The following is a 26,096-nucleotide window of genomic DNA, read 5'->3' on the forward strand; positions in this document are numbered from 1 at the left end:
AAGGAGACCCGTATGTCGCTCATCGCGAAGTTAAAACGAGCGTTGACACTGGCCACGTTGTGCACGGCCACCTGCCCGGCGTTCGCGCAGAGTATCGACATTGATAAGCCTCTTACCATCGCGAAGCAAGGAAGCTTCTTCGTAGGCGGGCGGGATATCACGTCAGATACCTTGTCGACGTTGCCGCAGGCGGACCCGAAAGGAACAGTCACTGTTGAGCAGATGTACGTCCAGTACCAGGTGCCTGTCCACCCGCGTTCGACATCCGTGGTCTTCATTCACGGCTGTTGCCTGACCGGTGCGGAATGGGAGACGACGCCAGATGGCCGCATGGGGTGGGCCGAGTACTTCGTTCGAAAAGGCTTCCCGACATACGTGGTGGACCAGGCTGCAAGAGGGCGGTCTGCTGCGAACGCAGCGTCCGTGGGCGCGGTCAAAACTGGCAAGCTTCCGCCCGATGCACTCCCTTCTGGTTTTTCGGTCGGCCGGGAATTCGCCTGGGCGCTCTTCAGGTTTGGTCCACGGTATCCGGAAGCGTACCCCGGTCTTCAATTCCCGCTGGAAGCACAGGATGAGTTGTGGAAGCAGATGGTTCCGGACTGGGCTTACTCCATGTCGACGCCGAATCCCACGGTGCCTTCACTCGGATTGCTATCCGGGCGGCTAGGAAAGACCGTACTCATCAGCCATTCCCAGTCTGGAATCTATCCGTTCCAGGCCGTCGCAGGAGGAGCGGACGGAATCGCCGCGATCGTGGCCGTCGAGCCGACCGCTTGCCCGGCTGCAAATCTGGAAGCTAAGCGCTACGCCACGATTCCGATTCTGCTTCTCTATGGCGACTTCATTGTTGAGTCACCCCCTTGGGCCGCGCACTACGCAGCTTGCAAGGCATTCGCTGCATCGGTGAATGCTGCCGGCGGCCATGTTGATGTGGTGGAGACGACGCAACTGGGAATGCACGGAAACTCACACATGCTAATGCAGGACCGAAACAATCTGAAAATCGCAGACGTTGTGACAGACTGGATTAAGCACAAGGTGCATTGAGTGGCTCTGATAGGCGGTCATCCCATGGACGAACACGTTGCTCAAACATCAGGTTGAGGCGGGGAGCGCCGACGCGTGAACTGTCGCGTGATAGTCTTGGTTTTCGATCCGCGCGCCAGCCCAGGAAATAAAGCTCGCCAGTGTCATGCGAGCGGTGTTGAACTCGCCGCCCTCTCTTACCACTTCGCGACCTGAATGACCCGCCCCGTGATGTCCTCGACGAGGCTCCGTTTGTACGCGTGGGCGACGGCCTCGGCGGGAACGCCGGCAGAGCGGGCCTGGCCCATCGCGGCAAGGGTTTCGGACACCCAGCCCGGACTCACGACATTGACCCGTGTCTTGCCCTGCAGTTCGAGCGCCGCCGACCTGCCGAACGCCTCGATCCCGGCATTCACGATACTCACGGCGGGGCTGCCTTGCATCGGATATTGGGCCAGGATGCCGCTGGTTAGCGTCAGGGATCCACCTTGCGTAACATGGCCGACGGAGCATCGGACGAGATTGACCTGACCCATCAGCTTGTTGGCCAGACTGAACGAAAAATCTTCATCCGTCAGCGCTTCGAGCGGCGCGAATTTCGCCGAACCTGCGGCGCAAATCACGGCATCCACGGTTCCGAGTTGCCGATACATGGACACGATGGAGGCTTTGTCTGCGAGATCGACGGACAGGTCTGAGCCCGTACGGCTGGCGCCGATGATCTGGTGTTCGGGCGAAAGCAGGCGAACGATCTCTTTGCCGAGCAGTCCGGTTGCGCCGACTATCAGTACACGCATAGGTTCTCCTATGTCTGGAAAGGTCCCGCGGCGCGGAACGACACATCACGCAAGGCGTGAGGAGACAGGACTTGAATATCGTACTACCTCTCGCGGCAACGTGAACGCTACGCGTCGTGCTGCGCCGCGGACCGGGCGAAAATGGCCCGTTCGCTCTCGTAGAGGAGCAGCACGCCATGTCCGCCATTTAGCACTGCGCGACGCCTTGCACAGCGGACCGGGGCTTCAGCGGCACTAGTCCAATATTTTTTCGCAGTCGCTGACAATCGGGATTAGGTGTTCCATCTTCGAGCCATACGCGGTATTCGCGACATGGCGACGGCCGCAGAGGGTAGATTTCGCACCGGATGCCAGGCTTGCCGACTACCCCGCGCAGAGCGACGCAGCGTCCATAGCCGGCCTCCGTTCCCTTCATGCAGACAATGACTGGATTGACGGCGGATACGAGCTCATCCGGCACCGTGCCGCCTGGCGAACTCGCCATTTCACCCATATACATCGACACCCGGAAGTGCTGGCAACATGCTCCGCACGACAAGCACGGGTTGCTTTCGTCGTCAGCCATATCTACGAAGACACGGTTGTCGTCCTGGACATGAAGTAGTTGAACGATTTTGCTGTTGGTCATATTCGTACTGAGCCGTTTATCGTACGGCTGGTTGCCGCGGCTAGCAGCCCCCGGCTGTGCTGCCTCGCATACGGGCTTTTCATGAGTGCCGAAAAAGCGCCGAAAACTATGAGAAGAGCGCTTTAAGGCGCTGCCAGAACGCAGCAAATTTGCGTGGTTCGCGAGCATGCATTGCGAGCATGGCGTCGTAGTGGGTGCGCGATTCCTGGACGTGGGGCAGTTGTGAAAGGAGAAGGCCTAGGTTCATCATATTTCTCCGAGCATTGAGCTTCTAGTAATCCAAATGGTGCGAATGAGCACAGCCGCGACTTGACGGACGCGACATGGCGCCACGCGAACGCGCGCGAAAGCTGCATTCGCATGGGCGCTATCAAGCGTGTATGGGGAATTAGCTGCGACGTGCACTGTCTGCCGGCTGGCAAGACAGCGGCTGAAAGAAGAGCGCGCGACGTCCTGCAGGTCAGACAGCGAAACTGCCAGAAAATCGACGACATCGATTGCGCAAGCCGCCACTCCTTCATTTGATCTTCTTGAGATTCTAGGCGTGCTCCAAATGCAGCGGCAAGTAAAAAGGCTGTAAAGAAGATCTTGCTAATTTCAAATAAGAAAACGCAATAGCAAGCATTGCACGTTGGCGAACTCCAACGCGGTCGCTCGCGACCGGCGCAATGGGCAACAAAAAATGCACAGCGTCGGTGCATACGAAAATGGCGCATCAAAGCGCCAATATCGGTCGTGTCTTCCTTAAGTATTCGTATCGGGATGCCGTTAATCCCGATTAATTCTCCGAGTCGGCGAGGAGCCACGGGCTCCCCACTTCGCACGCAACTGGGATATATGAAAATGTCCATAGAGCAGGCAAAACCTCGTCAATCGTCCGAAGGGGCGGTCATCGCCGAGTTGACCCGCGAAGTGCGCAAGATATCCACGGATAAGATCGCCGATATCGACCTGATCAATCGCGAGGCGACCTATCTCGCCATCAACGCGTTGATCGAAGCCGCTCGTGCAGGAGAGGCCGGTCGCGGCTTTGCGGTCGTCGCCAACCAGGTCAAGAACGTGTCCGGCCGGATCGGGCAACTCACTGGCGAACTCGGTAAGGAATTGGCCAGCATCAGCGAACGCATGGTGACGGAGCTCGAGCGGCAACAAGGCCGGCGTCTGACCGACCTTGCGTTGAACATGATCGACGTGATCGACCGCAACCTCTACGAACGTTCATGCGACGTGCGTTGGTGGGCAACCGATGCAGCGCTTGTCGATTGCATGACGACTGGATCGGCGTCGGCTGCCGCGCATGCGGCAAAGCGGCTGTCGGTCATCCTGGATAGCTATACGGTATACCTCGACATCTGGGTGCTGGATATCGAGGGTCGTGTCGTTGCGAATGGAAGACCTTCGCTGTTTCCAGTCGTCGGCACAGTGAACGCAGCCCAGCATGACTGGTTCGCCGCGGCGCTCGCTACGCGGTCCGGCGATGAGTACGCAACCGCCAACGTTGACGTAGCCGCGGGATTGAACGGCGCGCAGGTTGCCACCTATGCGACGGCGATCCGCCAGGACGGTGCAAGTGACGGAAAGGTCGTCGGCGTTCTGGCGGTGTTCTTCGATTGGGCCAAGCAGGCGTCGACCGTCGTAAATAGCGTCCGGTTGACCAGTGGAGAACGGGAGCGCACGCGCTGCATGATCGTCGACGCATGTGGTCGAGTGATCGCCTCCTCTGCAACAGCGGGCCGCGAGAGTATGCGCTTCGACCTGCCACCGAACAGGGCTGATATCGGAACCTACCGTACGGCTGGGGGATCGCTTGTCGGGTATGCGCTGACTCCGGGTTATGAAACTTATCGCGGTATGGGCTGGTTCGGCGTCATCGAGCAACAGCCGGATCGAACACCGTAACCGTGTCATTGGCGTGAACACACGCGGGTTGGGTCATCTGCAATGGTGGCATTCGCGCACGCGCCGCGGCCTGGTTCGCGAGGGACGCAGGGCGCAGGTGACTACAGGTTTATGTAATAGCCGTGCTCCAGCGCGCTGACTATGCTCACGGGAGGGTGGAGCAAAGCGGGCCGTCACATAGATCGCAGATCCCGATCTTCGCTCGTTGGGCGAAGGTCCTTGCTGCGCCCGGGGTCAGGTAAGCGCAGGCGTTACTGGCTTGCGGTTCAAGGCGTACATACCGTGCTAATACGCTAGTCGATCGTGCGATTTGGACAGCGTTAGCAGACGAGGCACGGCACTATTGCCTCACTCGCGGCACGCTGGCTGCAGCGCTGCCGCTAATCGCATCGTGGCCATGAGTTGTGCGCTCGACTCGTCCGCGTCAGGTGATACGCGGCGTTTCCAGGCAACGCCACGATTCCACGTACGGCGACTTAGTGTCGCGCCAATTCAGGACGAAACGAGATGCCAAAAGCTTTTTCCGTTCCCATCACTCCGCAAGGAAAGTCCGCACTGGCGACACTGCCTCCGTGGCACTATTCCAGCGACTGCCTCGCCATCGAATACTGGGCCGACCAGAAAGCAATCGCTGCGCTTCTGCCGCCAGGCGTCACGGTGGACGAGAAATCAGGAGGGCGCGCCTTCTTCTGGTTTCTGGACTGGCAGTTCACCGGTTCCAATGACGAAGTGACGGATCCTGCCCGGTATCAATACCGTGAGGCCTTCGTTCTGGTCGAGGCAGTCTTCGACGGGCTGCCGATCAATTACTGCCCGTACATCTTCGTCGACAACGATGCCGCCATCGCCCGCGGATGGGCGCAGGGTTTTCCCAAGAAACTCGCCAGTGTCTATCAGACCCGCAGTTTCTCCGCTCCCAGCGCGGCGGCTGCGCCGCTTGCCGAGGGAAGTCGCTTCGGCGCCAGCGTGTCCGCGCACGGAGAGCGGCTGGCAACCGCCCGTATCCAGCTCGAGGAACCTGTCGCTGACCCGACGACCGTTTTCAATCGGCCGACGACGATGCGCCGCTACTTTCCCCAACTCGCGGCCGGCAGTCAGGACAAGCCACCCGTCGACGAACTGACCATGTCGCTCACGGACAATCTCGCGATCGTGGATGTCTGGACCGGATCGGCGGAACTGAAGCTTCCCGAAGTCGATGGCGAGGACATGCATCTGATTGCGCCGTTGCGCGTCGGCCGGGGTTATCGGCTGGGTATGGCGTATTCCGTGACCGACCTGCGCATTCTGAAGAACTACGTCGGTTGATCGTCTGGACGGCCCCGTGAGTTGGCAAGGAGGCAGCTTATGTGGGCCACCGTCGATGAAAATGTCCGCGAAACGTCGATAGAGGATTCGCTTCCATGCCGCTCTATACCTTGACTACTCAGGACGGCGCACTCAGCAGTGATGCCAAGGCCAAGCTCGCAATAGAGCTGACGACCCTGCATTCCGAATACGCGGGTGTGCCGAAAAATTGGGTGCATGTCGTGTTTCAGGACTATGCGCCGGGCAGCGGGTTCACCGCCGGAGAACCCGCGGCAACTGCCGCGCTGACGCTTTTGATGCGCGCCGGGCGGTCGCCTGCATACAAGCGGGAATTGCTACAGCGTCTTTGGAAACTGTTTCAGACCGCGACGGGAGCGCCCGATGACCAGCTTGTCATCGGCATTCAGGAAGTGCCGGCCAGTCAGGCGATGGAGATGGGACAGGTCATGCCGGACATCGCGAACGAATAGAGGTGAGGGCGGCGGCGCCAACGAGCGTCCGCGCTTCCTGATGAACGCAATTCCAAAGCCCGCATTGCAACGTGTTGCAGGGCGTCGCATCGGCATTCTGCGCAGATGCGGCGTGCGAGACGGGGCGACCGATCAGCATTCAGGCGCTGCGTCCCATTTTGGTTTCATTTCTTTACCCCACTTCTGCGGATCTTGTTTGTGCATTGTTTCCATTTCCTTGGCGACATCCGGGTGTTTGTCCATGACGTGTTTCGTCATGACCTGTACCATTTCGTCCCATGATTCAGCCGATAACTTCTGCTCACATTTACCGCCGAGCTCTTTGCACGTCATGGTTTTCATTTGAAATCTCCTTGTCACTTCTTACAGGAATATGGGTGCACGGTGACACACCGTGGACACGCGGGCAGACGCGTCGCGAAAGCGGGCGACGTGGCTGGACGCGAGGTTCACATTTCCCTCGCAATTGCTGGTCCTGAGGTCATGGATCACCACCCCTTGCCACCGCCTGACTCAAGAAACTTTGCCTGAAGATGCTGTATCGTGAACGCCTCCGCGTTTACACAGAGCCCACGATCACCGTAGAGACGCCTTAGATGACCCCACTCCACAGCAATCCAGCTTTCTACCAACTCCTTACCGACAGTTACGCCCGGGTGCTTGGCCACCCTCTGGTGCCGCACGCCATGCCCGTAGTCGAAGCTGCCGAATGGCTCTACGAGAGCGCACCGTTCGCGGTGCTTGCGCACAACACCGATCCCGACCCGCTCTTTATTTACGGCAATAAGGCGGCGCAGCGTCGCTTTGAATATAGCTGGGATGAAATTACCCGTTTGCCGTCCCGGCTCTCGGCTGAAGCCCCGAATCGCGAGGAGCGACAACAGTTCCTCGCACGCGTGCAGCGGCTTGGCTATGAGGCGGGCTACAAGGGCGTGCGCATCACCAAGTCAGGCCAGCGCTTCATGATCGAGGAAGCAACACTGTGGCAACTTCTCGATGGGGAAGGCAAATTGCACGGCCAGGCGGTTGTCATCCCGCGCACGCGCGACATTTGATCGTGCATACCGAGGGGTACCGGGTGTGTCCGCTTCGCTCCCTGCTCCAGCCATCGAAAATTTGCGATTCAGCCAGCAAATAATTGCGTTTGTTCTGTCCGTCTTCCCCCGATAACCTGCGTATATCCCCAATACCAGCGTTATCCGAGGAAAGACGAGTCATGAAGCTTCTGAAAAACACGTGGTACGCGGCCGCCTGGAGCCGTGACGTCGGGTCCGGGTTCGTCACTCGCGATCTGCTGGGCGAGCCGGTGCTGCTGTATCGCAAGCACGACGGCTCGCCCGTCGCGATGATCGACCGCTGCCCGCATCGTTTTGCTCCGCTGTCGATGGGCAAGCGCGTCGGCGACGGCGTCGAGTGCGGTTATCACGGCCTGCAATTCGATTGCAGCGGCGCGTGCTCGCTGAATCCCCACGGCGACGGCCGCATTCCACCGGCCGCGCGCGTGCGCGCGTTTCCCGCCGCGGACCGGCACGGGCTGATCTGGATCTGGGCGGGCGAGCTGTCGCGCGCCGACCGGAGCCTGATTCCCGATTTCTCGCATCTGCTGTCGCCGCAACTGAAAACCGTCGGCGACCAGATGACGCAAAAAGCGCACTACGAATTGGTCGTCGACAACCTGATGGACCTCTCGCACGTCAACTACCTGCACGCGCCGTATCAGCAGGTCGACGATTTCCTCAAGGCGAAACACGACGTGGTGCAGGACGGCAGTGCGCTGGAAAGCCGCCGCACGATACCGGCCACGCGCGCGCCGCAATCGTTCCGGCCGTTTCTCGACGACCCCGACGCGCCCGTCGAATACTGGCTGAACATTCGCTGGCACGCGCCGGGATGCTGCATGCTGGAGACCGGCGTCGTGCCCGTCGGCAGGCCGCGCGAAATGGGCCTCGTGCGTATCGGCACGCATATCGTCACGCCGATCGGCGCGGCCTCGACGCAATATCTCTACGCGAGTTCGCGCAACTATCGCCTCGACGACGCCGAGGCCGACAACGAGACGACGCGCTGGCAGCAGATGGGCTTTCACGAGCAGGACAAGCCGATGATCGAAGGCGTGCAGACGCGCATGGGCGATCGCGAACTGCTGTCGATGCGGCCGATCCTGCTGGCGACCGACGCCGCCGCGATCCGCGCGCGGCGCCTGCTCGCGGCGATGATCGAAGCCGAAGCGCGCGTCGACGAACCCGCCCCGGCCGCCGTCGCCTGAAGTGCGCGCGGACCACGCTTAAAAAACAAAACAGGCGGGACGCAAAGCGCCCGCTTTACGGAGACAGACATGCAATCAACCGCTTCGCCGGGCGCCGCCGCCTCGCTGATCGACAGCCGGCCGCTCTCGGCCTGCCAGCGCCTGATTCTCGTATTGTGCGGATCAGTGATCTTTCTCGACGGGCTCGACACCCAGTCGATCAGCGTGGCCACCAAGGCCATGGCGCATGCGCTGAACGTGCCGCTGGCGAGCTTCGGCGTGGTGTTCTCGGTGCTGCAGCTCGGCGGCCTGATCGGCACCTTCGTGTTCGGCTACCTCGCCGACCGGGTCGGGCGCCGCCCGCTCGTGATCGTCGCGGCGCTGCTGATCGGCGCGCTCACGCTCGGCACGGCGTCCGTGAACAACTACACGCAACTGCTGATCGTGCGTTTTCTCGGCGGAGTGGGCCTCGGCGGCATCTTTCCATGCGTGCTCGCACTGGGCGCGGAATATGTGCACAGCCGCTCGAAAGGCCTCGCGGTCGCTCTGCTGTTCGCCAACTATTCGCTCGGCGCGGCGGTGGGCGCGATGATCAACGGCTACGTGCTGGCGCATTACGGCTGGCGCGCGGTCTATGTGGTCGGTGGCGTGCTGTCGATTGCCGCGGCGCTCGCGATCATCGCGTGGCTGCCGGAATCGCCACATTTCCTTGCCTCGCGCGGCAAGATGGACAAGCTGCGCGCGGTGTTCCAGCGCCTCTATCCCAACGAGGCGATCGACGTCGAGCCGCTGCGCGTGAGCGCTGGGTCCGAGGCGGCACAAAAGCCCGCGCGCGGCGGCGTGCCGGTGCGGGAGATTTTCAGCGAAGGGCGCACGGGGATCACTTTGCTGCTGCTCGGCATCCTGATGCTCAGCTACGCGACCATCAAGGTGATGACGGTGTGGCTCACACCGCTTCTGCAGACTGCGGGCATTTCGGTGGTGCACACGTCGTACGTGCTCGCGAGCCTCGACATCGGCTCGATGCTCGGACTCGGTGTAGCGGGTTACGTCGTGAGCCGTTTCGGGCCGACGCGCTCGCTGTTGCCGTCGCTGCTGCTGCTCGCGGTCGCCACCGTGGTGGTCGCCTGCGAAGTCACGCGTTTCGGCGTGCTGCTGCCAAGCGGCTTTGTGATTGGCTTCACGGGGGGAATCGGCCAGTCCGCGCCGCTCGCGCTGTTCGCGCTGATCTTTCCGACCCGTGTGCGTTCCACCGCGCTCGGCCTCGGCGGCGCCGCCGGCCAGATCGGCAAGATCGGCTCGCCGATGCTGGTGGGCGCGGTGCTTGCGAACGGCTGGAAACCCGAGACCATTCTCTTCGCCGTCGCTCTGCTGCCGGCAATCGGCGTGCTGCTGATGCTATGCGTAACGCTGTCGCGCCGCCACGCGGTGACGAGCGTGAGCCAGAGCGCCTGACGACTTCACACTCAAAACTCATATGAAAGTAGGCATCGCACGAATCGAAGAAACCGCAGCCGGCATCCGCGTATTCGAACTCGCGCCGCTCGACGGCAAGCCGCTGCCGCCCTATACGGCGGGCGCGCACATCAGCGTGCATCTGCCGGCTGGCCTCGTGCGCCAATATTCGCTATGCGGGCGTCCGGAACAGGACGACGCTTATGTGATCGCAGTGCAGCACGCTGACGGATCGCGCGGCGGTTCGCGCGCGATGCATGCGCTGCGGGTGGGCGACAGCTTGCACGTCGAAGGGCCGCGTAACGACTTTCCGCTCGCGCGCGATGCGCGGCATTCGGTGCTGCTCGCGGGCGGCATCGGCATCACGCCGCTGTTGTGCATGGCCGAGCGGCTCGCGCGGGCCGGCGGTTCGTTCGAGCTGCATTACTGCGTGCGCGAACGCGAGCGCGCGGCCTTTCTCGACCGGCTCGCCGAGCCGCTGCTGAAAGGTCGCTGCACGCTCTATGTCGACGACGCGCCGGCCGACGCGCGGCTCGACTTCGAGCGCGTCATGCGCCGTTACCGCCCCGGCTGGCATCTGTACGTGTGCGGTCCCGCGGGGTTCATGGAGCATGCGCTCTCGACCGCGAAGCAGGCGGGTTGGCCGGATCGCGAACTGCATCGCGAGTACTTCGGCGCGCCCGTCGCCGATACCGCTAGCGACCGTGCGTTCAGCGTGCGGCTCGCGCGCAGCGGGCGGGTGGTGCAGGTGGGCGCCGCGCAAACGGTGGTGCAGGCGCTCGCCGCGCAAGGCGTGCAGATAGCGACGTCGTGTGAACAGGGCGTGTGCGGGACCTGTCTCACGCGCGTGCTGGGCGGGCAACCCGAGCATCGCGATCTGTATCTGACCGACGCCGAGCGTGCCTGCAACGACCAGTTCCTGCCTTGCTGCTCGCGCTCGCGATCGGACGAACTCCTGCTCGACCTGTGAGGCGCGGCATACCCGGATTGCGGCGTGCGGCGCGCGTGAGTACGATGCGTGATGCTTGTCGACGGAGCCTTTCCCTTGAGTACGCAAACGCTGCCTTCGATCAATCATCTGCGCAGCTTCCAGGTGATCGGCCACCATCTGAATCTCGTGCATGCGGCGCGCGAACTGCACCTGAGTCCATCGGCGCTGAGCTATCAACTCGGCGTGCTCGAAGACCGGCTCGGCACGCGGCTCTTCACGCGCACCGGCCGTGGCCTTGCTTTCACGGAGGCGGGGCGGCTGCTGCACGGCGAAGTCGATCAATGCCTGCAGCGGCTGTGGTCGGCATGGCAGCGCGTCGCGGCCAACGAACGCGCGGCGCCGCTGGTCGTGAATTCGCTGCCTACCTTCGCGATGCACTGGCTGCTGCCGAGACTCACGGCCGTGCAGGAACAATTCGCCAACGTGGAGATTCGCGTGTCGATCGCGCCGGTGGATCTCGAACGCGATGCGCTCGATTGCGCGATCGCATACGGCGATGGCCGCTGGCCCGGCGCACAATGCGATTTTCTGCGCGCGGAGTCGCTGGTCGTGGTGTGCTCGCCCGCGGCGATCGCGGCCAACGGTCCGCTGTGCAGCGTCGCCGATCTCGCGCGCTTCACGCTGCTCACCGCAAAGACGCGGCCAGACGACTGGACCTTGTGGGCGGATGCCGCGCGCGATCCGCTGCCCGTCGGCGGCCGGCAATTGCTGCTCGCGTCGCGCATCATGGTGATTCAGGCCGCCTGCGAAAGCCTCGGCGTGGCCGTCGTCGATCCGGCGATGGTGCGGGCCGAGCTGTCGTCCGGGCGGCTCGTGCAAGCGCTGCCGCATACCGCGCGCGGCCAGGGCTCGTACTACCTCGTGTATCCGCTGGACGAGGAATCGCTCGCGCGCGTCGCCGCGTTTCGCACATGGCTGCTCGCCGAGATGGCGCGCGACAACGCCGCGGATATATCCGGCTGAATACTTCGCCGCCGATCGCGCGGCTACATGCGCAACCCCGCGATGTACTTCGCGCGCGGCCGCAGCAGGAAGGCTTGCGCGCGCTGCTCCAGCACATGCGCGACCCAGCCGGCCGTGCGGCTGATGATCCAGAGCGCGGTAGCGGTGCCGTCCGGTAGCCCGATCGCACGCGCCAGCACGACGAGTGCGATCGCCACGCCCGGATGCATCGACAGCCGTTCTTCGGCGAGCGCGAGGAATTCGAGCGTCGGCGCGGTGTCCGGCGTCGCGTTCTCCAGCGCGCGCACCTGTTCGAGAACCAGATTGGCGCGCACGTCGCCCTCCGGATACAGCGGATGGTTGAAGCCGAACAGGCTCGCGCCGACTTCGCGCACGAGTTGCAGGCGGGCGGCCGGGTCGGAGTGGGACACGTCGCGCAACAACAGCGTTTCCACTTTCTCGGTTGCGGTGCCGGTCGAGAAGCCGACGTGCGAGCCGATCGCCGCCGCGATGCAGTTGTAGAGATCGGCGTTGGTCGACGCCGCGACGCGCGCGGCGAAGGTTGCCGGCGCCAGTTCGTTGTCGGCGAGCACGGTGAGCGCGCCGTTGATCGCGAAGACCGCACCGGGCGTACAGGTGCCGCCCGCCGCGCGCAACAGATAGGCCGCGAGGCTCTCGCCGCGCTCGCGCATCACGAATGCACGCTGGTTGCTCAGAAAGCCGAGGCACCCCGCCATTGTCTGCATGATGAGGCGCGCGGCCTGCACGGCGCTGCCGTCGGAGATTTCGGCCGCGCCGCGCCCTTGCATGCCGAGCGCGAGCGGCACCATGCCGAGCAGATTGGCGATGTCGCTGCCTTCCAGCTTGCCCGCGTAGGCGCCGAACAGCGGCAGCACGGCTTGCGGCGTGTCGAGCGCGCCCCATGCGGTGACGCCGTCCTGCCAGACGCCGGTCATCAGCAACTGCGAGACGGACTCGAACGACGAGCCCGCCTTCGCCATTTCGACGGCCGAGCGGTTGCGATACAGCGGCCCTTGCGCCGTGATGTGCGTGATTGCCGACGCGAGCACCGGCTCGCCCCAGCGCATTGTCGATTCCGCCGCCGCGGCCTTCGGCATGCGTCCGCGCTTGCGGCTGCCCACGCGTTCGACGTCGGCGCGCACGTACAGGCTGCGCCGGCCGTCGTCGTGCGGCGCGGTGCCGATCATTCCACGACTTACGTACGAGTAAAGCGTGGCCGGCTTGATGTTGAGCCGCGCCAGCACTTCCTCGCGTGTCATCAGATCTTTGGTGGTCATGGAATCAATACAATCAATATAAATTCATCGCCAAAGAGTACGCGACGTCCGATTGAAAGTCCACATAGGCGGGGATAAATCAGCGATTGCGCTGCGCCTCGATGCAGCCGAAGATCCTAAACAATTTTATGTTGATTTGAAATATCAATCTTGATTGATAAATCGCCGGCGAGTAATTTTCAATCCTCGATTCCATTCCCGCGACTGTCCGTCTCCGCTTCGGACAGTCGCCTTGAGGAGACCTTCCGATGCATGACCTGAGACGTGAATTTGATCCGGCGCAAGCAAGCTTCGTCGATCAGACGGGCCAGCGCCCCCGCGACAATCACTACTGGGCGCCCGTTATCGTGAGCCGCGAGCAGATCGACGCGGAGGTGGCGCGGCTGGCCGCGTTGCCGAAGCCGCACGACGGCCGCCGTCATTCCCTGATCGTTCATCCGTCCGCGCGCGACGGCTCGCCGGGACTCGCGCCCGGCATTCAGGTGTCGTTGCAGGTGCTGCTGCCCGGCGAAACCACCGAGTCGATGCGCCACAACGCGACCGAAGTGAATTTCTGCATTCGCGGCGGCGGTTCGACGCGCGTGGCGGGCCGCACCATCGCGTTCCGTCAATACGACGTCTGGAATCATCCCGCCTTCGTGGCGTATTCGCATACGAACGACACCAGCGACATCCAGGTGCGGCTCGTCTATTCGAACATCCCATTGCTGCAGCACATGGAGGTGTACGTGCCCGAGTTCGGCGTCGAACTCGAAGTGCCGACTGAAACGGTCACCGCGCATGCGAGCGACGACCCGAAGCGCCGCAATCCGTTCGGCACGTTCGCGATCGGCGACGACGGCGGTCTGCTGATGCCGTACGAAACGCTGATCAATCCGCAAGTGGTCGACTCGCGTCCGCTGCACTTTCCGTGGCAACAGGTGAAGAGCGAACTCGACAAGCTCGAGGCGCTCGGCAGCGAGTACGTCGGCCGGCGGCTGTACATGATGTACAACCCGGTCACGGGCCGCACCAACGGCATCACGCCGAACTTCTTCGCGACCATGACGATCCGCCCGCCGAAGATCGTCGACCGTCCGCATCGCCATGTGTCGTCGGCGATCAATTACTACTTCTCCGGGTCCGGCTACAGCATGGTGGCGGGCAACCGCTACGAGTGGAAAGCCGGCGACCTGATGCTGTCGGCACCGGGCTGGGCCGTGCACAACCACGCGTCGTACGACGATTACGTGTACGAGCTGACCATTCAGGACCAGCCGCTGAACATCTACATGCAATCGCTGCTGTGGCAGGAGAGCCTGAAGGAGCCGCCCGCGCTGCTCGGTACGCAGACGGGTTTTTCGACCAATCGCGCGAACTCCGCCAAGGCCGCATAAGCGGCGCCATCGACAAGGAATCCGAATCATGCGCGATATCTCATGGCTGAAGGGCTCGATCACGCCGATCGTCACGCCGTTCCGCAACCAGGCGGTCGATTACGAAACCTATGCGCGGCTCGTGGACTGGCAGATCGTCAACGGCGGGGACGGCGTGCTCGTCAACGGTACGACGGCCGAACCGAGCCTGCTCACGGTCGCCGAGCGCAACCGTCTGGTCGATGTGGCCGTCGAAGCCGCCGCGGGCCGGGTGCCGGTGCTGGCCGCGACCGGTTCGCAGTCGCATGCCGAAACCGTCGAACTGACACAGCACGCCGACAAGGCCGGTGTCGATGCGATGCTGGTGGTCACGCCGTACTACATCCGTCCGCCGCAACGCGGCCTCGTCGAGTATTACGCGGACATCGGCACGCGCACCGAGCGGCCGTTGCTGATCTATCACATCCCGGGGCGCGCCGCGGTCAGCATGGATCTGGCGACCGTCAAGGCGATTCGGGAACGCGTGCCGAACATGGCCGGTATGAAGCACGCGGTCAACGACATGGGTTTCGTCACGCACATGCTCGACGCGTTCGGGCCCGACTGGCGCGTGTTCGTCGGCCTCGAAGAGTTGAGCTATCCGATGCTCGCGGTCGGCGCGTGCGGTCTGATGAACGCGGTCGGCAATCTCGCGCCGCGCAAGGTCGCCGATCTGGTCGAAGCCGTCGAGCGTGACGACTACGCGGCCGCGCGCAATTTGCACTTCGCGCTGTTCGAGCTGAACCAGTCGGTGTTCTACGACACGAACCCGATCCCCATCAAGTACATGATGAAGCGGATGGGGCTCATTCCCGCCAACGAGCACCGCCTGCCGATGATGCCCGCCACGCGCGAACTCGAAACGCGGCTCGATGGCGTGCTCGATCGCGCCGGGCTGCTCTGAACGTATTGCGACGACCCGAACCACAACGATCCCGGAGACAACGATGAGCGACAGGATCCCACGGTTGGAGATGGCCGCGATGCGGCCCGATCTGGCCGCCTATCTGACGCCGCGCGTCGAGCGGTTGCGCTATCTCGGCGAGCTGTTCAAGTGCGTGGGGCATGCGCCCGACGTGACCCTGCAATTCATGCATTTCACCGATGCGCTCAAACATGCATTGCCCGACCGTCTGACCGAACTCGGCGCACTGACCGTGGCGAGCTACATGGAGAATCGCTATGAGCGCCACCAGCACGAACGGTTGAGTGAAAAGCTCGGTTTTCCGCGCACGTGGATCGCCCAGGTCAACCGGCTCGATCCCGCCGCGGCGACGGAACTGAGCGACGTCGAGGAAGTCGCGCAAACCTACGCGCTCAAGGCGCTTCGTACGCGCGGGCTCGAAGCGCAAGCAGAGTTCGACACGCTCGCGCGCTTGCTGAGCCCCGCTGAAGCGATGGCCTTCGTGATGCTGATCGGCCGCTACGTGACGCATGCGCTGGCCGTCAATACGCTGGGGCTGAAGCCGCCGGTGCCTTCCATTTTCGAGGGCGAGCAATGAACGCGACGAGCACGCCAACGTGGATTTCCGAGCAACAGATCGTTTCGCTGATGGACCTCTCCGGCGCCATCGAAGCGCTCGAAGACGGGCTCGCGCAGCAGGCAAGCGGGGCGGCGCGCAACATGGGCAAGACGCACGTCGCGTGGGGGCACAACAATCTGCACGCGATCGGCGCGGCGTTCGAGCAGGCGGGGATCGTCGGCACCAAGACGTGGGCGCATACGGAGGGCGGCGCGTGTCCGCTGCTGATTCTGTTCGATAGCGGCAATGGCCAACTGCGGGCGATTCTGGAGGCGTTCGCGCTCGGCCAGATGCGTACCGGAGGCATTTCCGGCGTCGCGACGAAGTGGCTCGCGCGGCCCGATGCGCAGGTGTTCGCGCTGATCGGGACCGGCAAGCAGGCGCTCGCGCAACTCGCGGCGGTGGCCGCGGTGCGACCGCTGAAGCTGGTGCGCGTGTACAGTCCGACGCCCGCCAAGCGCCGCGCGTTTGTCGAGCAGGCGCGCGGCAGGTTCGACATCGAAATCGTCGAAGCGACTTCAGTGGAAGCGGCGGTCCGCGATGCGCCGATCGTCACGACCGTGACCCGCGCCACCAAAGCGTTTCTGCCGGCTACGGCGCTGGCATACGGCACGCACGTGAATGCGGTGGGCGCGATCACGGAAGAACGAATCGAACTCGCCGACGATGTGTTCGCCCGCTGCACGCGCGCCGTGGTCGACGACCTCGGCGCGGCAAAGCGGCTGTCGACGGAGTTCGCCCGCGCATACGGCGCGCGGGATGGCTGGAGCCAGGTGACGCCGCTTTGCGACGTGGTCGCGCGACGTCTCGCGCGGACGGCGTCGGACGATATCACGGTGTTCAAGGCGATGGGCATGGGCGTGTCGGACCTTGCGCTCGGTCTGCGTCTGTACGCGCTCGCGAGTCAGGCTGGACTCGGCGCGCCGCTGCCGCAGCCGCGCCGCGAGCCGCCGCGGCTGGACTGACGACGCTTCGATCCCGGCAGGATCGCGCGTGTCGTGTAGTGCGGTCTTGTCGGCAGTCGGATTGCTACGTCCCGGCAAGCAGATTCGGAATCCGAACCAATAAACATCAATACAATAACCCTGGAGACACAAACGTGAAGAAACGCCACGCCCTCGCGGCGTTCGCCGTGTCATGCACCGCCGTCCCGGCCGCGCATGCGCAAAGTTCGGTGACGCTCTACGGCATCGCCGACGTCGGTCTCGAAGTCGTCAATCATGTGCCCGGACCCAACGGCACCTCCGGCACCGCCGTGCGCATGGAGTCCGGCAGCCTCGCCGGTTCGCGTTGGGGCTTGCGCGGCCAGGAAGACCTGGGCGGCGGACTCAAGGCCGTGTTCGACCTGGAGAATGGTTTCTCGATCAACAACGGCGCGCTCGGGCAGGGTGGCCGGATGTTCGGCCGCAAGGCGTACGTCGGCTTGAGCACACCGTACGGCGAGGTGACGCTCGGCCGTCAGTACAATCTTCTCTACGAACTGATGTACGTGTACGATCCGCTCAACTTCAATCCGAGCTATTCGGCGCAGGGTTACGATCCGACGCTGGTAGGCCGCGCGGACAATGCTGTGCGCTATCTGGCGAGGTTTTCGGGTGTGACGTTCGCCGCGTTGTACAGCACGGGCTTCGATTCGACGATTCCTAACGGCGCGCAAGTGCCCGGCCACTCGAAGGTCGGTCGCGAATATAGCTTTGCGCTGCAATACGCGGGCGGCCCCGCCAATGTCGGGGTCGCGTACGACCAGATGCAGGGCACCTCGATCGCTACGCAAGACGCCACGCAGATGCGCGTGGTGGGCGGCGGCTCGTACGCGTTCGGGCCGGTGAAGGCGTATGTCGGCACGCGCTGGCTGAACATCCGCAACAGCACGGCGCTGCAAAGCTCGCTGCTGTACTGGCTGGGCGCCACGTGGCAGGCGAGCGCGCCGCTTACGCTGTCGCTCGGCGGCTATCAGGAGCGCATTCGCGGCAGCGGGCAGAAGACATCGAGCGGCGTGCTGCTCGCCGACTATTTTCTGTCCAAGAGCACCGACCTCTACGCGGAGGTCTCATATGTCAGCAATTCCAATGGCCTGAACATCGGCGTGCGCGCGATCGGCGACGTGACAACGGGCAGCAACCAGACCGGCGCGATGGTCGGCATCAAACACAGTTTCTGAGAGCGGAGAAGATCATGGCTCAACTTAAAGTGTCGATGCCGGCCAGCCGCATCGATGTTCGGCAGGAACTGGAGGAGGCGCGCCTCGGCCGCTTCCACATTCGTCTGGGTATCCTGATCTCGCTGATCCTGTTGTTCGACGGCTACGATCTGTACAACTCGGCGTATATCGTTCACTACGTCACCGGACCGTGGGGCCTGTCGCCGGTGCGTATCGGCGTGATGCTGTCGAGCGGGCTTGCCGGGTTCGCCGCCGGGTCGGCCGTCAGCGGGCTGCTCGGCGACCGCTTCGGGCGCCGCAAGATCCTGCTGCTCGGCTGCTGGGGCTCCGGTGTGATGAGTCTCGCGATCGCGCTGTTCGCGCACAATCTCGCGTCGTACATCGCACTGCGTGTGACGATGGGGCTGGCACTCGGCCTGCTGATGCCGCTCGCCGTCACCTATATCAACGAGATCGCGCCGACACGCTCGTCCAACGTCTTCACGATCGTGTTCTTCTCGCTCGGGTGGGTGAGCGGATCGTCGTCTGCGGGGCTGATCGCGGCCTGGCTCACGCCGCATTACGGATGGCAGAGCCTTTACTACGTCGGCGGCATTGCGCTGGTGTTCGCGATGGCGATCCAGCTATGGCTGCCGGAGTCGCCGCGCTTTCTCGCCAATCGCGGCCGGTGGGACGAGTTGAAGCCGCTGCTCTACAGGTTGCGCCCGGAACGCGCCGCGGCGTACGACATGGGCGAGTTCGCCGCGGGCGGCACGCTTTCGCACAAGAGTCCGCTCGGTCGGCTGCTGGCCCAGGATTACCGGCTGCGTACCTTGAGTTTCTGGGCCGCCGGCGCGTTGAGCCTGTTCGCCGCTTACGGTCTGTCGGGCTGGCTGCCGACCATCATGCTCAAGCGCGGCGAGAATCTGTCTTCGAGCTTCGCCTACGGCTCGCTGTTCGCCGGCATGGCGGTGGCGGGCGGACTGATTGCCGGGTTCGCCGCCGACCGCGTCGGCGACCGCCGCAAGGTCCTCGCGCTATCGTATCTGCTTGGCGCCGCGATGGTCGCGCTGCTGGCCTGGGCGACCGACCGCACGACCACGCTGCTTGCCGTGGCCGGCGCGGGCGCCTTCGTGGTCGGCTCGCAGATGGTGTTGAACAACCTCGTCGCGTCGGCGTATCCGACCGAAATGCGCGGCACGGGCGTCGGCGTATTCCTCGGACTATCACGCGTCGGCGCGATGTTCGGACCGGCCGTGGCCGGCCTCCTGCAGCAGTGGTCGGGCGGTCCCGGCATCATGTTCGTCGCGATCGGCGCGGCCGTGCTGATGACGGCGACCCTGGTGCTGACCGTCGGTCCGTCGCAACCGCATGCGGTCGTGACCAACGCCCATTGAAATTTTCGCTTCTACGAGAACCGTTATGTCAAGACTGTCCTTAAGCCTCGCCGTCAGTGATTACGACCATGTGCACGATCTGGTCTCCGGGCGCGTGCAGCCCGAAGGCATCGAACTGCTGCCCTCGGTCCTGAACGTCGAGGAGATTTTTTATCGCACCACGCATTTCCAGGAGTGGGACATCTCGGAGATGTCGTTCGGCAAATACTCGTCGTTGCGTTCGCAAGGCGACGATCGCCTCGTCGGCTTGCCGGTGTTTCCGTCGCGTTCGTTCCGGCAGTCGTCGCTCTACGTGCGCCGTGGCGGCGCAGTGCGACGTCCGGAGGATTTGCGCGGCAAACGCGTCGGCATTCCCGAGTGGGCGCAAACCGCGGCGATCTATTCGCGCGGCTGGATCGAACATTCGCTGGGTATTCCGCTGTCCGGGATCGAATGGGTGCAGGGCGGCGTGAACCAGGCGGGACGTAAGGAAAAGGTCGACGTGCGAGTGCCGGAAGGCGTGTCGTATCGATCGGAGCCCGGGCATTCGTTGACGTCGCTACTGCTCGACGGCAAGATCGATGCGGTCATGAGCGCGCGTCCGCCCGAGCCGGATAGCGGCCGCGCGGACGAGATCGTGCGGCTTTACCCCGAATTCGTCGATGCGGAGCGCGCGTACTACGAGGCGACGCGGATCTTCCCGATCATGCATCTGATCGTGCTGCGCCGCGAGACTTTCGAAAAACACCGCTGGATTGCCGGCAATCTGCTGAAGGCCTTCGAGGAAGCGAAGCGCAACAGCCTGTACCGGCTGAGCGATATCACCTGCTCGCATTTTCCGCTGCCGTGGATGCCGTCGCGTGTCGCCGAAGCGCAAGCGTTGTTTGGCTCGGACATCTGGCCATATGGGCTCGAGCCTAACCGCACGACGCTCGAAGCGTTCCTCAAGTTCGGCTACGAGCAGGGCGTGTGCCATCGGCTGCTGAAGCCGGAGGAATTGTTTCCCGCTGAAACGCTCAGTGCGGTGCGCGTATGAACACGAAGCGCGGCAGGCAGGCGTGCCGCGACAAGAACCGGTGCGGCCGATGATCACCCTGCGCAAGACGGGTAGCTTCTTCGTCGGCGGGCGGAGTGTGAGCGTGAGCGGCCGCAAGCCGTATCGGGTCACGCTCTCTTCGACATCGACGCGCGACTATGATCCGAACGGCACTTACTGGATCGAGGCGGCCTACGTGCAGTACTTCCTGCAGGCCACGCCGCGCTATCCGGTGCCGCTCGTGCTGATGCATGGCGGCGGTCTGACGGGCGCGATGTGGGAAGACACGCCCGACGGCAGGCCCGGCTGGCTCCAGCGGCTGCTGGAAGAGGGCGTGTCGGTGTACGTGGTGGATAACGTCGAACGCGGACGCGCGGGCTTCTGCGCACTCGACAATGTCTGGCCCGACCAGCCGTTGTCGCGCAGCGATGAGGAGTCCGCGAAGATCTACCGCTTCGGCTACGCTGGCCACCGTTTCCCGCTCGGCGCGCTGCGCGGTCTGTCAGCGCAAACGGTGCCGCGTTGGCCTGGCACGATGGCGCTGCAACGGCAGGCGCTGATCGATGTAGTGGCACGCGTTGGCCCGTGCGTGCTGCTCGGCTTTAGCCAGGGTGGCGGATTCGTGTTCGACGCGGCCGATGCGGCGCGCGACCTGGTGCGCGCATGCATCGCGCTGGAACCGCACGGCGTGCCCGCGTCGTTCGATGCCGGTTTGCCGGGCACGCCGGCGCTCGTCGTGTTCGGCGACTTCATCGAAGAAGACGAAGCGTGGCGTGCCCATTCTGCTCGCGCGAACGCCTCGATGGCTGCGTGGAATGCAGCGGGCGGACGAGGCGAACGCATTGATCTGCCGATGCTCGGCATGCGCGGCAACACGCACATGATGATGATGGACACCAACAGCGACGACGTGTTTCGGATCGTGCTCGACTGGCTCGACGGTTGTGCGGGGATGCGTGTGCCTGGCTGATCGCGACAGGTCGTTATACCAGGGCCGCCCGTCAACCGATCTTCATCGGCAGGAGCACCATCCGTTTGCCTTGCGACTGTAGGCGCTTCCGGATCTCGGCCGGAGTTCGATTGTGCAGCCATGCCGACAGGTTGACCCGACTGAAGGCGAGCTTGCTGGCGAAGCACACACTGTTCGGAAACTCGTCCATGGTGGCTTCGGTAAGTCGCACAAGTCCGTCCATCGGACGCGTGACGAACTCGATCCGGCAATCGGCGGCATACCCCTGATAGCGGCTCTGGGCCATATAGTACGCAAGCGATGACGACATCTCTTGCCGCAAATGCTCGATATGCTTCGCGTCTTCCCAGCTTTGGGCGTCCACTTCGCCGACTGTCAGGACGATCATGTTATCGAACCGCCCCGGAAACATGCGCGCAACGCAAAGCAACGCGTGCATGCTTGTACCGCGATGCCGGTCGACAAGCACGATCGCGGTTGACCGGGATGGGTCCGGCCTGAGCGCCGTGTCGCCATCGCCATCGACCTTGGGCGCCGCGCCGGCAAACAGGGCGTCTTCCTTCGCCAACTGCATGGAGATTTCCCTGTAGTGACGCCTGACGAGAAAACACAGCGCGATCACTACGCCTGTCACCAGCACGGTCAGCCAGCCGCCCGCCGTGAACTTTTCGACGAGCGTCACGGCGAGCACCGTGACCGTCGTCGATAAACCGAGGACCGCCAGCGCAAAGGGCCGCAACCAGCCTCCGCGGTCGCGGCGGCTCCACCGGTAGATGCACAGGCCGAGGAACGACAGGCTGAAGGTCAGGAATACGTTGATGCTGTACAGCACCACGAGCGTGGTCACATCACCGTGCGTCCATAGCAGGATCGCGAGATTCGCAACGCCGATGACGACGACGCCGTTCCGTCGTACCAGCCGCGTCGACAGTTGGCGGAAATAACGCGGCATCCATGAGTCCGCTGCCATGTTCGACAAGACCGTTGGTCCGTCGAGGAATCCCGCTTGCGCACCGACGAGCAGCAACCCTGCCTCTAACGCAAGCACCACAGCCAGCAGGGCGTGGCGTGCGAGCGACGAGCCCATCCCGAGATGATCGATCACGCTGCCAAACACGACAGCGTTGAGCGTTTTGCCCTCGACCGGCCTGGCGTGCCAAAGCATGTAAAGCATGATGATGCCTCCCGCCGTGAAAGCGAGCGACGCCGCCATGGAAAACATGGTCCACTTGCCATTGCGCACGCGCGGCTCGACGATCATGTTGACGTTGTTCGACACGGCTTCAAGGCCGGTATAGGTGCCGGCTCCCAGCGAGAACGCTCGCATCAGCAACGCCGCGACCACGAGCGGGCCGAATGCATGCGACATGCCGCGCGCCTCGCCCACGGCGGCCGGCACGATAGCCGTCAGTTGACCGCTGTGGACTGCCACGCCATATACGATCAGCGCCGCATGTATCACGACGAAGCCAAGGAAAACCGGCAGCAGCACGAGGATCGACTGCTTCATGCCGCGCAAGTTAAGGCAGCTCATCAACACGATCAGGCCTAGCTCCGTGACGAGCCTGAACGCCTGTGCGGTCGCCGGCAACAGACTGAATAGGGCTTCGACACCGCTCGCAATGGACGTCGCGACGGTCAGCACATAGTCGACCAGCAGCGCCGCACCGGACACGACGCCACAGCGCGGGCCGAGCAGTTCGGTCGCGACGCGATAACCGCCGCCACCGGCGGGAAACAATTCGATGATCTGGCTGTAACCGAACGAGACGATGAAGACGGTGGCCGCCGTCGCCGCTGCGAGAAAGAGAGCGAGCGGCATGTGCTGTCCGAGCGCGAGAAACGCCTCTTCGGGACCATAGCAGGCTGAGGACAGTCCATCGGCGCCGAGACCGATCAATGCGAACAGCGGCGTAATCGCGATAGCCTGGCGTGTGCGCGGGTCGAGCGGATCCAGCGCCTCGCCGGCAATCAGCTTCTTTATTTTCCGGAAGGCGGTCACGGCGGACGGGTTACCGTATGAGCGTCCGGGGATAAATCACGTCTTCAAAACGGACGATTTGAACGGCGTTGTTTTTAGTCATTTCTGGATATGCGGCCGCGTAAAGCAGGTTCCACCCGACAGGTACAAGGGAATCTGTCATGCTCGGTGGGAGTGCAGAGGATACTTCTGGCGAGATATATTCGTTATAAAATTTCCGCGAATAGAATTAAAACCCCGTATCTGCCCATCTGAATCCACAGCGACATCTGCCGAGCAATCTCAACGTTCTGCTGGATGAACTTTAAGCCTGCGCCGCGGGCGAATTCTGAGGTTCGAGACTTTCCCCGCCGATCCGGCACTTTCAATCAACACTAAAGCCATATAAATCAAAGGCATACGTCTGTTCGCCAACCGTCGATCATTTGGCATGGGCCTTGCGTTAGTGGATGCATAGGCGTTCAACGCCATCAAGGCGTCCGTTCAGGGCGCGATTACGGAGACGACACCCATGATTCGATTGATCGCCCTTTGCGCAAACGCGCGGCGCTAGCGCACCGCAAATCACATTTTCCGGTGCCGTGCGCGACATAGTGAGTCATATCGGCCAGCACGATGACTCACCAACACCGCTTCCAAAGGCACCCGCACAAATCGTTCTCACCACCTTCTCCGTAGTGGAGCGCGGGTCAAGACAGACGGAGCCTGTCTTGAGCCATCGTCGGATGTACGAGCTCCGGCTTCTTGCCCGCGCTGCTGCGACATGGCCAACACCGGATCGACGACCTTGGGCGCCACCGCCTTCTCGTGCAGATCCTTGATGAAGGCCTCGCTTATCGCAATGACCTTCGCCGATGCTCGCGGATCGAAAAGCGCGTGATCGAGCTCGTCATAAACAACCGCCTTGACATTCGAAAAGCGCGCCAGCTTCTTTCCGCGTTTGCCGAAATGCGCGTTGAACTGCTCCATCCCTTCGTCGCCTGAACCGTAGATGAAGAGAGTCTGCACGCCTTTGCGTTCGAGCGCATGAACGACGCTATGCGGGTCCGTAGCGGCTTCGGCCGCGCCGGCGCCGTTGCCGGTCACGCCCAGCGTATGCGAACGCAGGCGCGCGATCAGGTTCGAAGCGACGGCCTGCGCGATGGGCCGGAACTTGCGCTTTCCGCTCAGGACGAGCCACCACTTGGACGGCTTGAATATCGCAGGCCCGACACGCTTCATCGAGTTGCGCTGCTCCTCCTCCAGCTCCGCCATCGACATGCCTGGGGGTATGTAAAAGCGCGCGATATTGACCGCGATGACGGCCGTGAGCGTCGGCTCCACGAGCGATGCGTGCAAGGCGCTGTAGGCGCCCGAGCAGATCCCGAACGAGATGACCGTGTGATAGCCCTTGCGCTTGAGCCAGGCGGCTGCCGTCGCGACATCCTCGATGGTTGTGGATGCATGGATCGATGGAACCAGATCGAGCGGCCCTTGTGCGGTGCGCGGCGGACTGTCGCCGATGCCGCGCGCATCGATACGCATGGATGCGATGCCGCGCCGAGCCATTTCACGCGCGATGCGAACCGACAGCCGGCTATCGCCGTGATGTACGCTGCCGGCGGTATTGGTGATCAGCATGACGGGCCCGAACGCGAGCCTGCCGCGCGGTTCGCACAGGATGCCGAACAGGCCGTTGGCGCCGAAGATGACCGGGCGCTCGCGGGCTTCGGGCGTTTCGATGATCGCTTCGTCGTCGAGTGATACGCTCGGCCGTGCGCCTTTGTTCCCCGACCTTTGGACGCGCGTGCCCGGGGTGCCGTCCACGATCCACTGCACGGCCCGGTCAAACGAGCGAGCCGGCACGACCGACGACTTCGTCTCATCCACATATTCGAAGTAGCCTTCCAGCATGCTCGTTTCGACCTCGACGCCGCGTCCGCGCAGCGTCGAACACAGTGCGGCGCTAGCGCGGAAACGTGCATCGAGCACGAGAACGCGTGCGGGCAACGAAGCGTGTTCGTCCATTGACTTCGAGAGATCGAGCGCTTCCAGTTCACCGCAAAGCCGGTCGCTGTAAACCTGTCCGAGCACGTTAAACGGCCTGTCGCGCTGCGCGGCGCGCAAGGGCGGGACGAGATTGTCGAGCCAGACCTTGCGCACGGCCGCCAGTTCGCGCAGATAGGCGCGCCCGCGCGTGACAGGCGCGAGCAACACGAGCGAGTCGGCCGCGCATCGCCGCGACGCCAATGCGGCCACGGCCGCACCGAAACGCAAACCGCAGAGCGTCACGCTCGTCACACCGGTTTGTTCCTTGAGCCGCTCGACGGCCGCTACGGTATCGGACACGAAGGCATCGAGGTGATGGGCATTGCCGTCGACGCCTACGGAGTCTCCCGTTGCCAGATAGTCGAAGCGCAGCACGGGAATGCCGTACGCGGACAGCTCTTCGGCCAGGTAACGGATGCCCTTGTGGCACCACGGCTCTTCATGGCCAAAAGGACTGCAGAGCACCACGCCATGTGTGCCATGCCCAGGATGAAGCCATCCAAAGCGTCCACCGAATGCGATCGGCCTCATGGGTTACCTCGACCGGCTTGGTTATCGTCGCATGTTATGGCCGGGTGGCAAAGAGCGG

Annotated in this window: 23 protein-coding genes; 17 read left to right on the top strand and 6 right to left on the bottom strand. The window is 63.1% G+C overall.

The window, feature by feature from the left end; all coding sequences use genetic code 11:
* The first annotated feature begins 12 nt into the window (after positions 1-12).
* Positions 13-1,047, top strand: coding sequence for an esterase (locus B0G74_RS22710; protein WP_207915692.1), 1,035 nt, complete (start codon positions 13-15; stop codon positions 1,045-1,047).
* A gap of 176 nt (positions 1,048-1,223) precedes the next feature.
* On the opposite strand, the gene B0G74_RS22715 is transcribed toward B0G74_RS22710, so the two are convergent.
* Both B0G74_RS22715 and B0G74_RS22720 read right to left on the bottom strand, forming a co-directional pair.
* Positions 1,224-1,823 (bottom strand): short chain dehydrogenase, encoded by a 600-nt coding sequence (locus B0G74_RS22715; protein WP_132377137.1) that lies wholly within the window; start codon positions 1,821-1,823, stop codon positions 1,224-1,226.
* Between the two features lie 187 nt (positions 1,824-2,010).
* A complete protein-coding gene (locus B0G74_RS22720; RefSeq protein WP_132377138.1) occupies positions 2,011-2,451 on the bottom strand; it encodes a YkgJ family cysteine cluster protein in 441 nt (146 codons plus the stop codon).
* Positions 2,452-3,294: 843 nt separating this feature from the next.
* Between B0G74_RS22720 and B0G74_RS22725 the strand changes: the two genes are divergently transcribed.
* The 3 genes from B0G74_RS22725 to B0G74_RS22735 all read left to right on the top strand — a co-directional run bounded on the left by B0G74_RS22725 (position 3,295) and on the right by B0G74_RS22735 (position 6,128).
* Positions 3,295-4,350: a methyl-accepting chemotaxis protein gene (locus B0G74_RS22725; RefSeq protein ID WP_132379292.1), complete on the top strand. Its 1,056-nt coding sequence runs from the start codon at positions 3,295-3,297 to the stop codon at positions 4,348-4,350.
* Between the two features lie 507 nt (positions 4,351-4,857).
* Positions 4,858-5,658: an acetoacetate decarboxylase family protein gene (locus tag B0G74_RS22730; RefSeq protein WP_132377139.1), complete on the top strand. Its 801-nt coding sequence runs from the start codon at positions 4,858-4,860 to the stop codon at positions 5,656-5,658.
* 95 nt (positions 5,659-5,753) lie between these two features.
* On the top strand, positions 5,754-6,128 hold the full coding sequence (locus B0G74_RS22735; protein ID WP_132377140.1) for a tautomerase family protein: 375 nt from the start codon (positions 5,754-5,756) through the stop codon (positions 6,126-6,128).
* Positions 6,129-6,260: 132 nt separating this feature from the next.
* Here the strand turns inward: B0G74_RS22735 and B0G74_RS22740 are convergent, their stop codons facing one another.
* Positions 6,261-6,470 (bottom strand): DUF1059 domain-containing protein, encoded by a 210-nt coding sequence (locus B0G74_RS22740; protein ID WP_132377141.1) that lies wholly within the window; start codon positions 6,468-6,470, stop codon positions 6,261-6,263.
* Between the two features lie 254 nt (positions 6,471-6,724).
* On the opposite strand from B0G74_RS22740, the gene B0G74_RS22745 reads away from it, so the two are divergent.
* The 5 genes from B0G74_RS22745 (at position 6,725) to B0G74_RS22765 (ending at position 11,782) form a co-directional block, all read left to right on the top strand.
* Positions 6,725-7,183, top strand: coding sequence for an MEKHLA domain-containing protein (locus B0G74_RS22745; protein ID WP_132377142.1), 459 nt, complete (start codon positions 6,725-6,727; stop codon positions 7,181-7,183).
* A gap of 161 nt (positions 7,184-7,344) precedes the next feature.
* Positions 7,345-8,394, top strand: coding sequence for an aromatic ring-hydroxylating dioxygenase subunit alpha (locus B0G74_RS22750; RefSeq protein ID WP_132377143.1), 1,050 nt, complete (start codon positions 7,345-7,347; stop codon positions 8,392-8,394).
* 69 nt (positions 8,395-8,463) lie between these two features.
* Positions 8,464-9,828: an MFS transporter gene (locus B0G74_RS22755; protein ID WP_132377144.1), complete on the top strand. Its 1,365-nt coding sequence runs from the start codon at positions 8,464-8,466 to the stop codon at positions 9,826-9,828.
* 22 nt (positions 9,829-9,850) lie between these two features.
* On the top strand, positions 9,851-10,798 hold the full coding sequence (locus tag B0G74_RS22760) for a PDR/VanB family oxidoreductase (RefSeq protein ID WP_132377145.1): 948 nt from the start codon (positions 9,851-9,853) through the stop codon (positions 10,796-10,798).
* Positions 10,799-10,873: 75 nt separating this feature from the next.
* Entirely contained in the window at positions 10,874-11,782 is a 909-nt protein-coding gene (locus B0G74_RS22765; RefSeq protein ID WP_132377146.1) for a LysR substrate-binding domain-containing protein, read from the top strand.
* Between the two features lie 23 nt (positions 11,783-11,805).
* Here B0G74_RS22765 and B0G74_RS22770 read toward each other — a convergent pair whose 3' ends face one another.
* Positions 11,806-13,041: a citrate synthase gene (locus B0G74_RS22770; RefSeq protein WP_132379294.1), complete on the bottom strand. Its 1,236-nt coding sequence runs from the start codon at positions 13,039-13,041 to the stop codon at positions 11,806-11,808.
* Between the two features lie 266 nt (positions 13,042-13,307).
* Here B0G74_RS22770 and B0G74_RS22775 point away from each other — a divergent pair, with 266 nt between their 5' ends.
* From B0G74_RS22775 to B0G74_RS22810, 8 genes are all read left to right on the top strand, one after another.
* Positions 13,308-14,435: an AraC family ligand binding domain-containing protein gene (locus B0G74_RS22775; protein WP_132377147.1), complete on the top strand. Its 1,128-nt coding sequence runs from the start codon at positions 13,308-13,310 to the stop codon at positions 14,433-14,435.
* Between the two features lie 28 nt (positions 14,436-14,463).
* Entirely contained in the window at positions 14,464-15,357 is an 894-nt protein-coding gene (dapA, locus tag B0G74_RS22780; RefSeq protein WP_132377148.1) for a 4-hydroxy-tetrahydrodipicolinate synthase, read from the top strand.
* A 43-nt stretch (positions 15,358-15,400) separates the two neighbouring features.
* On the top strand, positions 15,401-15,955 hold the full coding sequence (locus B0G74_RS22785; protein WP_132377149.1) for a hypothetical protein: 555 nt from the start codon (positions 15,401-15,403) through the stop codon (positions 15,953-15,955).
* On the top strand, positions 15,952-16,941 hold the full coding sequence (locus B0G74_RS22790; protein ID WP_132377150.1) for an ornithine cyclodeaminase family protein: 990 nt from the start codon (positions 15,952-15,954) through the stop codon (positions 16,939-16,941). Before B0G74_RS22785 ends, B0G74_RS22790 begins: the two co-directional genes overlap by 4 nt.
* 134 nt (positions 16,942-17,075) lie before the next feature.
* Positions 17,076-18,137 carry a porin gene (locus tag B0G74_RS22795; RefSeq protein WP_132377151.1) on the top strand — a complete coding sequence of 354 codons (1,062 nt, stop codon included), beginning with the start codon at positions 17,076-17,078 and terminating at the stop codon, positions 18,135-18,137.
* Between the two features lie 14 nt (positions 18,138-18,151).
* Positions 18,152-19,513 carry an MFS transporter gene (locus tag B0G74_RS22800; protein ID WP_132377152.1) on the top strand — a complete coding sequence of 454 codons (1,362 nt, stop codon included), beginning with the start codon at positions 18,152-18,154 and terminating at the stop codon, positions 19,511-19,513.
* Between the two features lie 25 nt (positions 19,514-19,538).
* Complete coding sequence (locus B0G74_RS22805; RefSeq protein WP_132377153.1) at positions 19,539-20,528, top strand: 4,5-dihydroxyphthalate decarboxylase; 990 nt, start codon at positions 19,539-19,541, stop codon at positions 20,526-20,528.
* A gap of 49 nt (positions 20,529-20,577) precedes the next feature.
* Positions 20,578-21,498, top strand: a complete 921-nt coding sequence (locus B0G74_RS22810; RefSeq protein WP_132377154.1) for an alpha/beta fold hydrolase — start codon at positions 20,578-20,580, stop codon at positions 21,496-21,498.
* Between the two features lie 31 nt (positions 21,499-21,529).
* Here B0G74_RS22810 and B0G74_RS22815 read toward each other — a convergent pair whose 3' ends face one another.
* Both B0G74_RS22815 and B0G74_RS22820 read right to left on the bottom strand, forming a co-directional pair.
* On the bottom strand, positions 21,530-23,500 hold the full coding sequence (locus tag B0G74_RS22815) for an APC family permease (protein WP_132377155.1): 1,971 nt from the start codon (positions 23,498-23,500) through the stop codon (positions 21,530-21,532).
* A 639-nt stretch (positions 23,501-24,139) separates the two neighbouring features.
* Positions 24,140-26,038, bottom strand: coding sequence for an alpha/beta hydrolase (locus tag B0G74_RS22820; RefSeq protein ID WP_132377156.1), 1,899 nt, complete (start codon positions 26,036-26,038; stop codon positions 24,140-24,142).
* Positions 26,039-26,096 lie beyond the last annotated feature (58 nt).

Origin of the sequence: Paraburkholderia sp. BL9I2N2, assembly GCF_004339745.1 — a bacterium.
Lineage (GTDB): Bacteria > Pseudomonadota > Gammaproteobacteria > Burkholderiales > Burkholderiaceae > Paraburkholderia.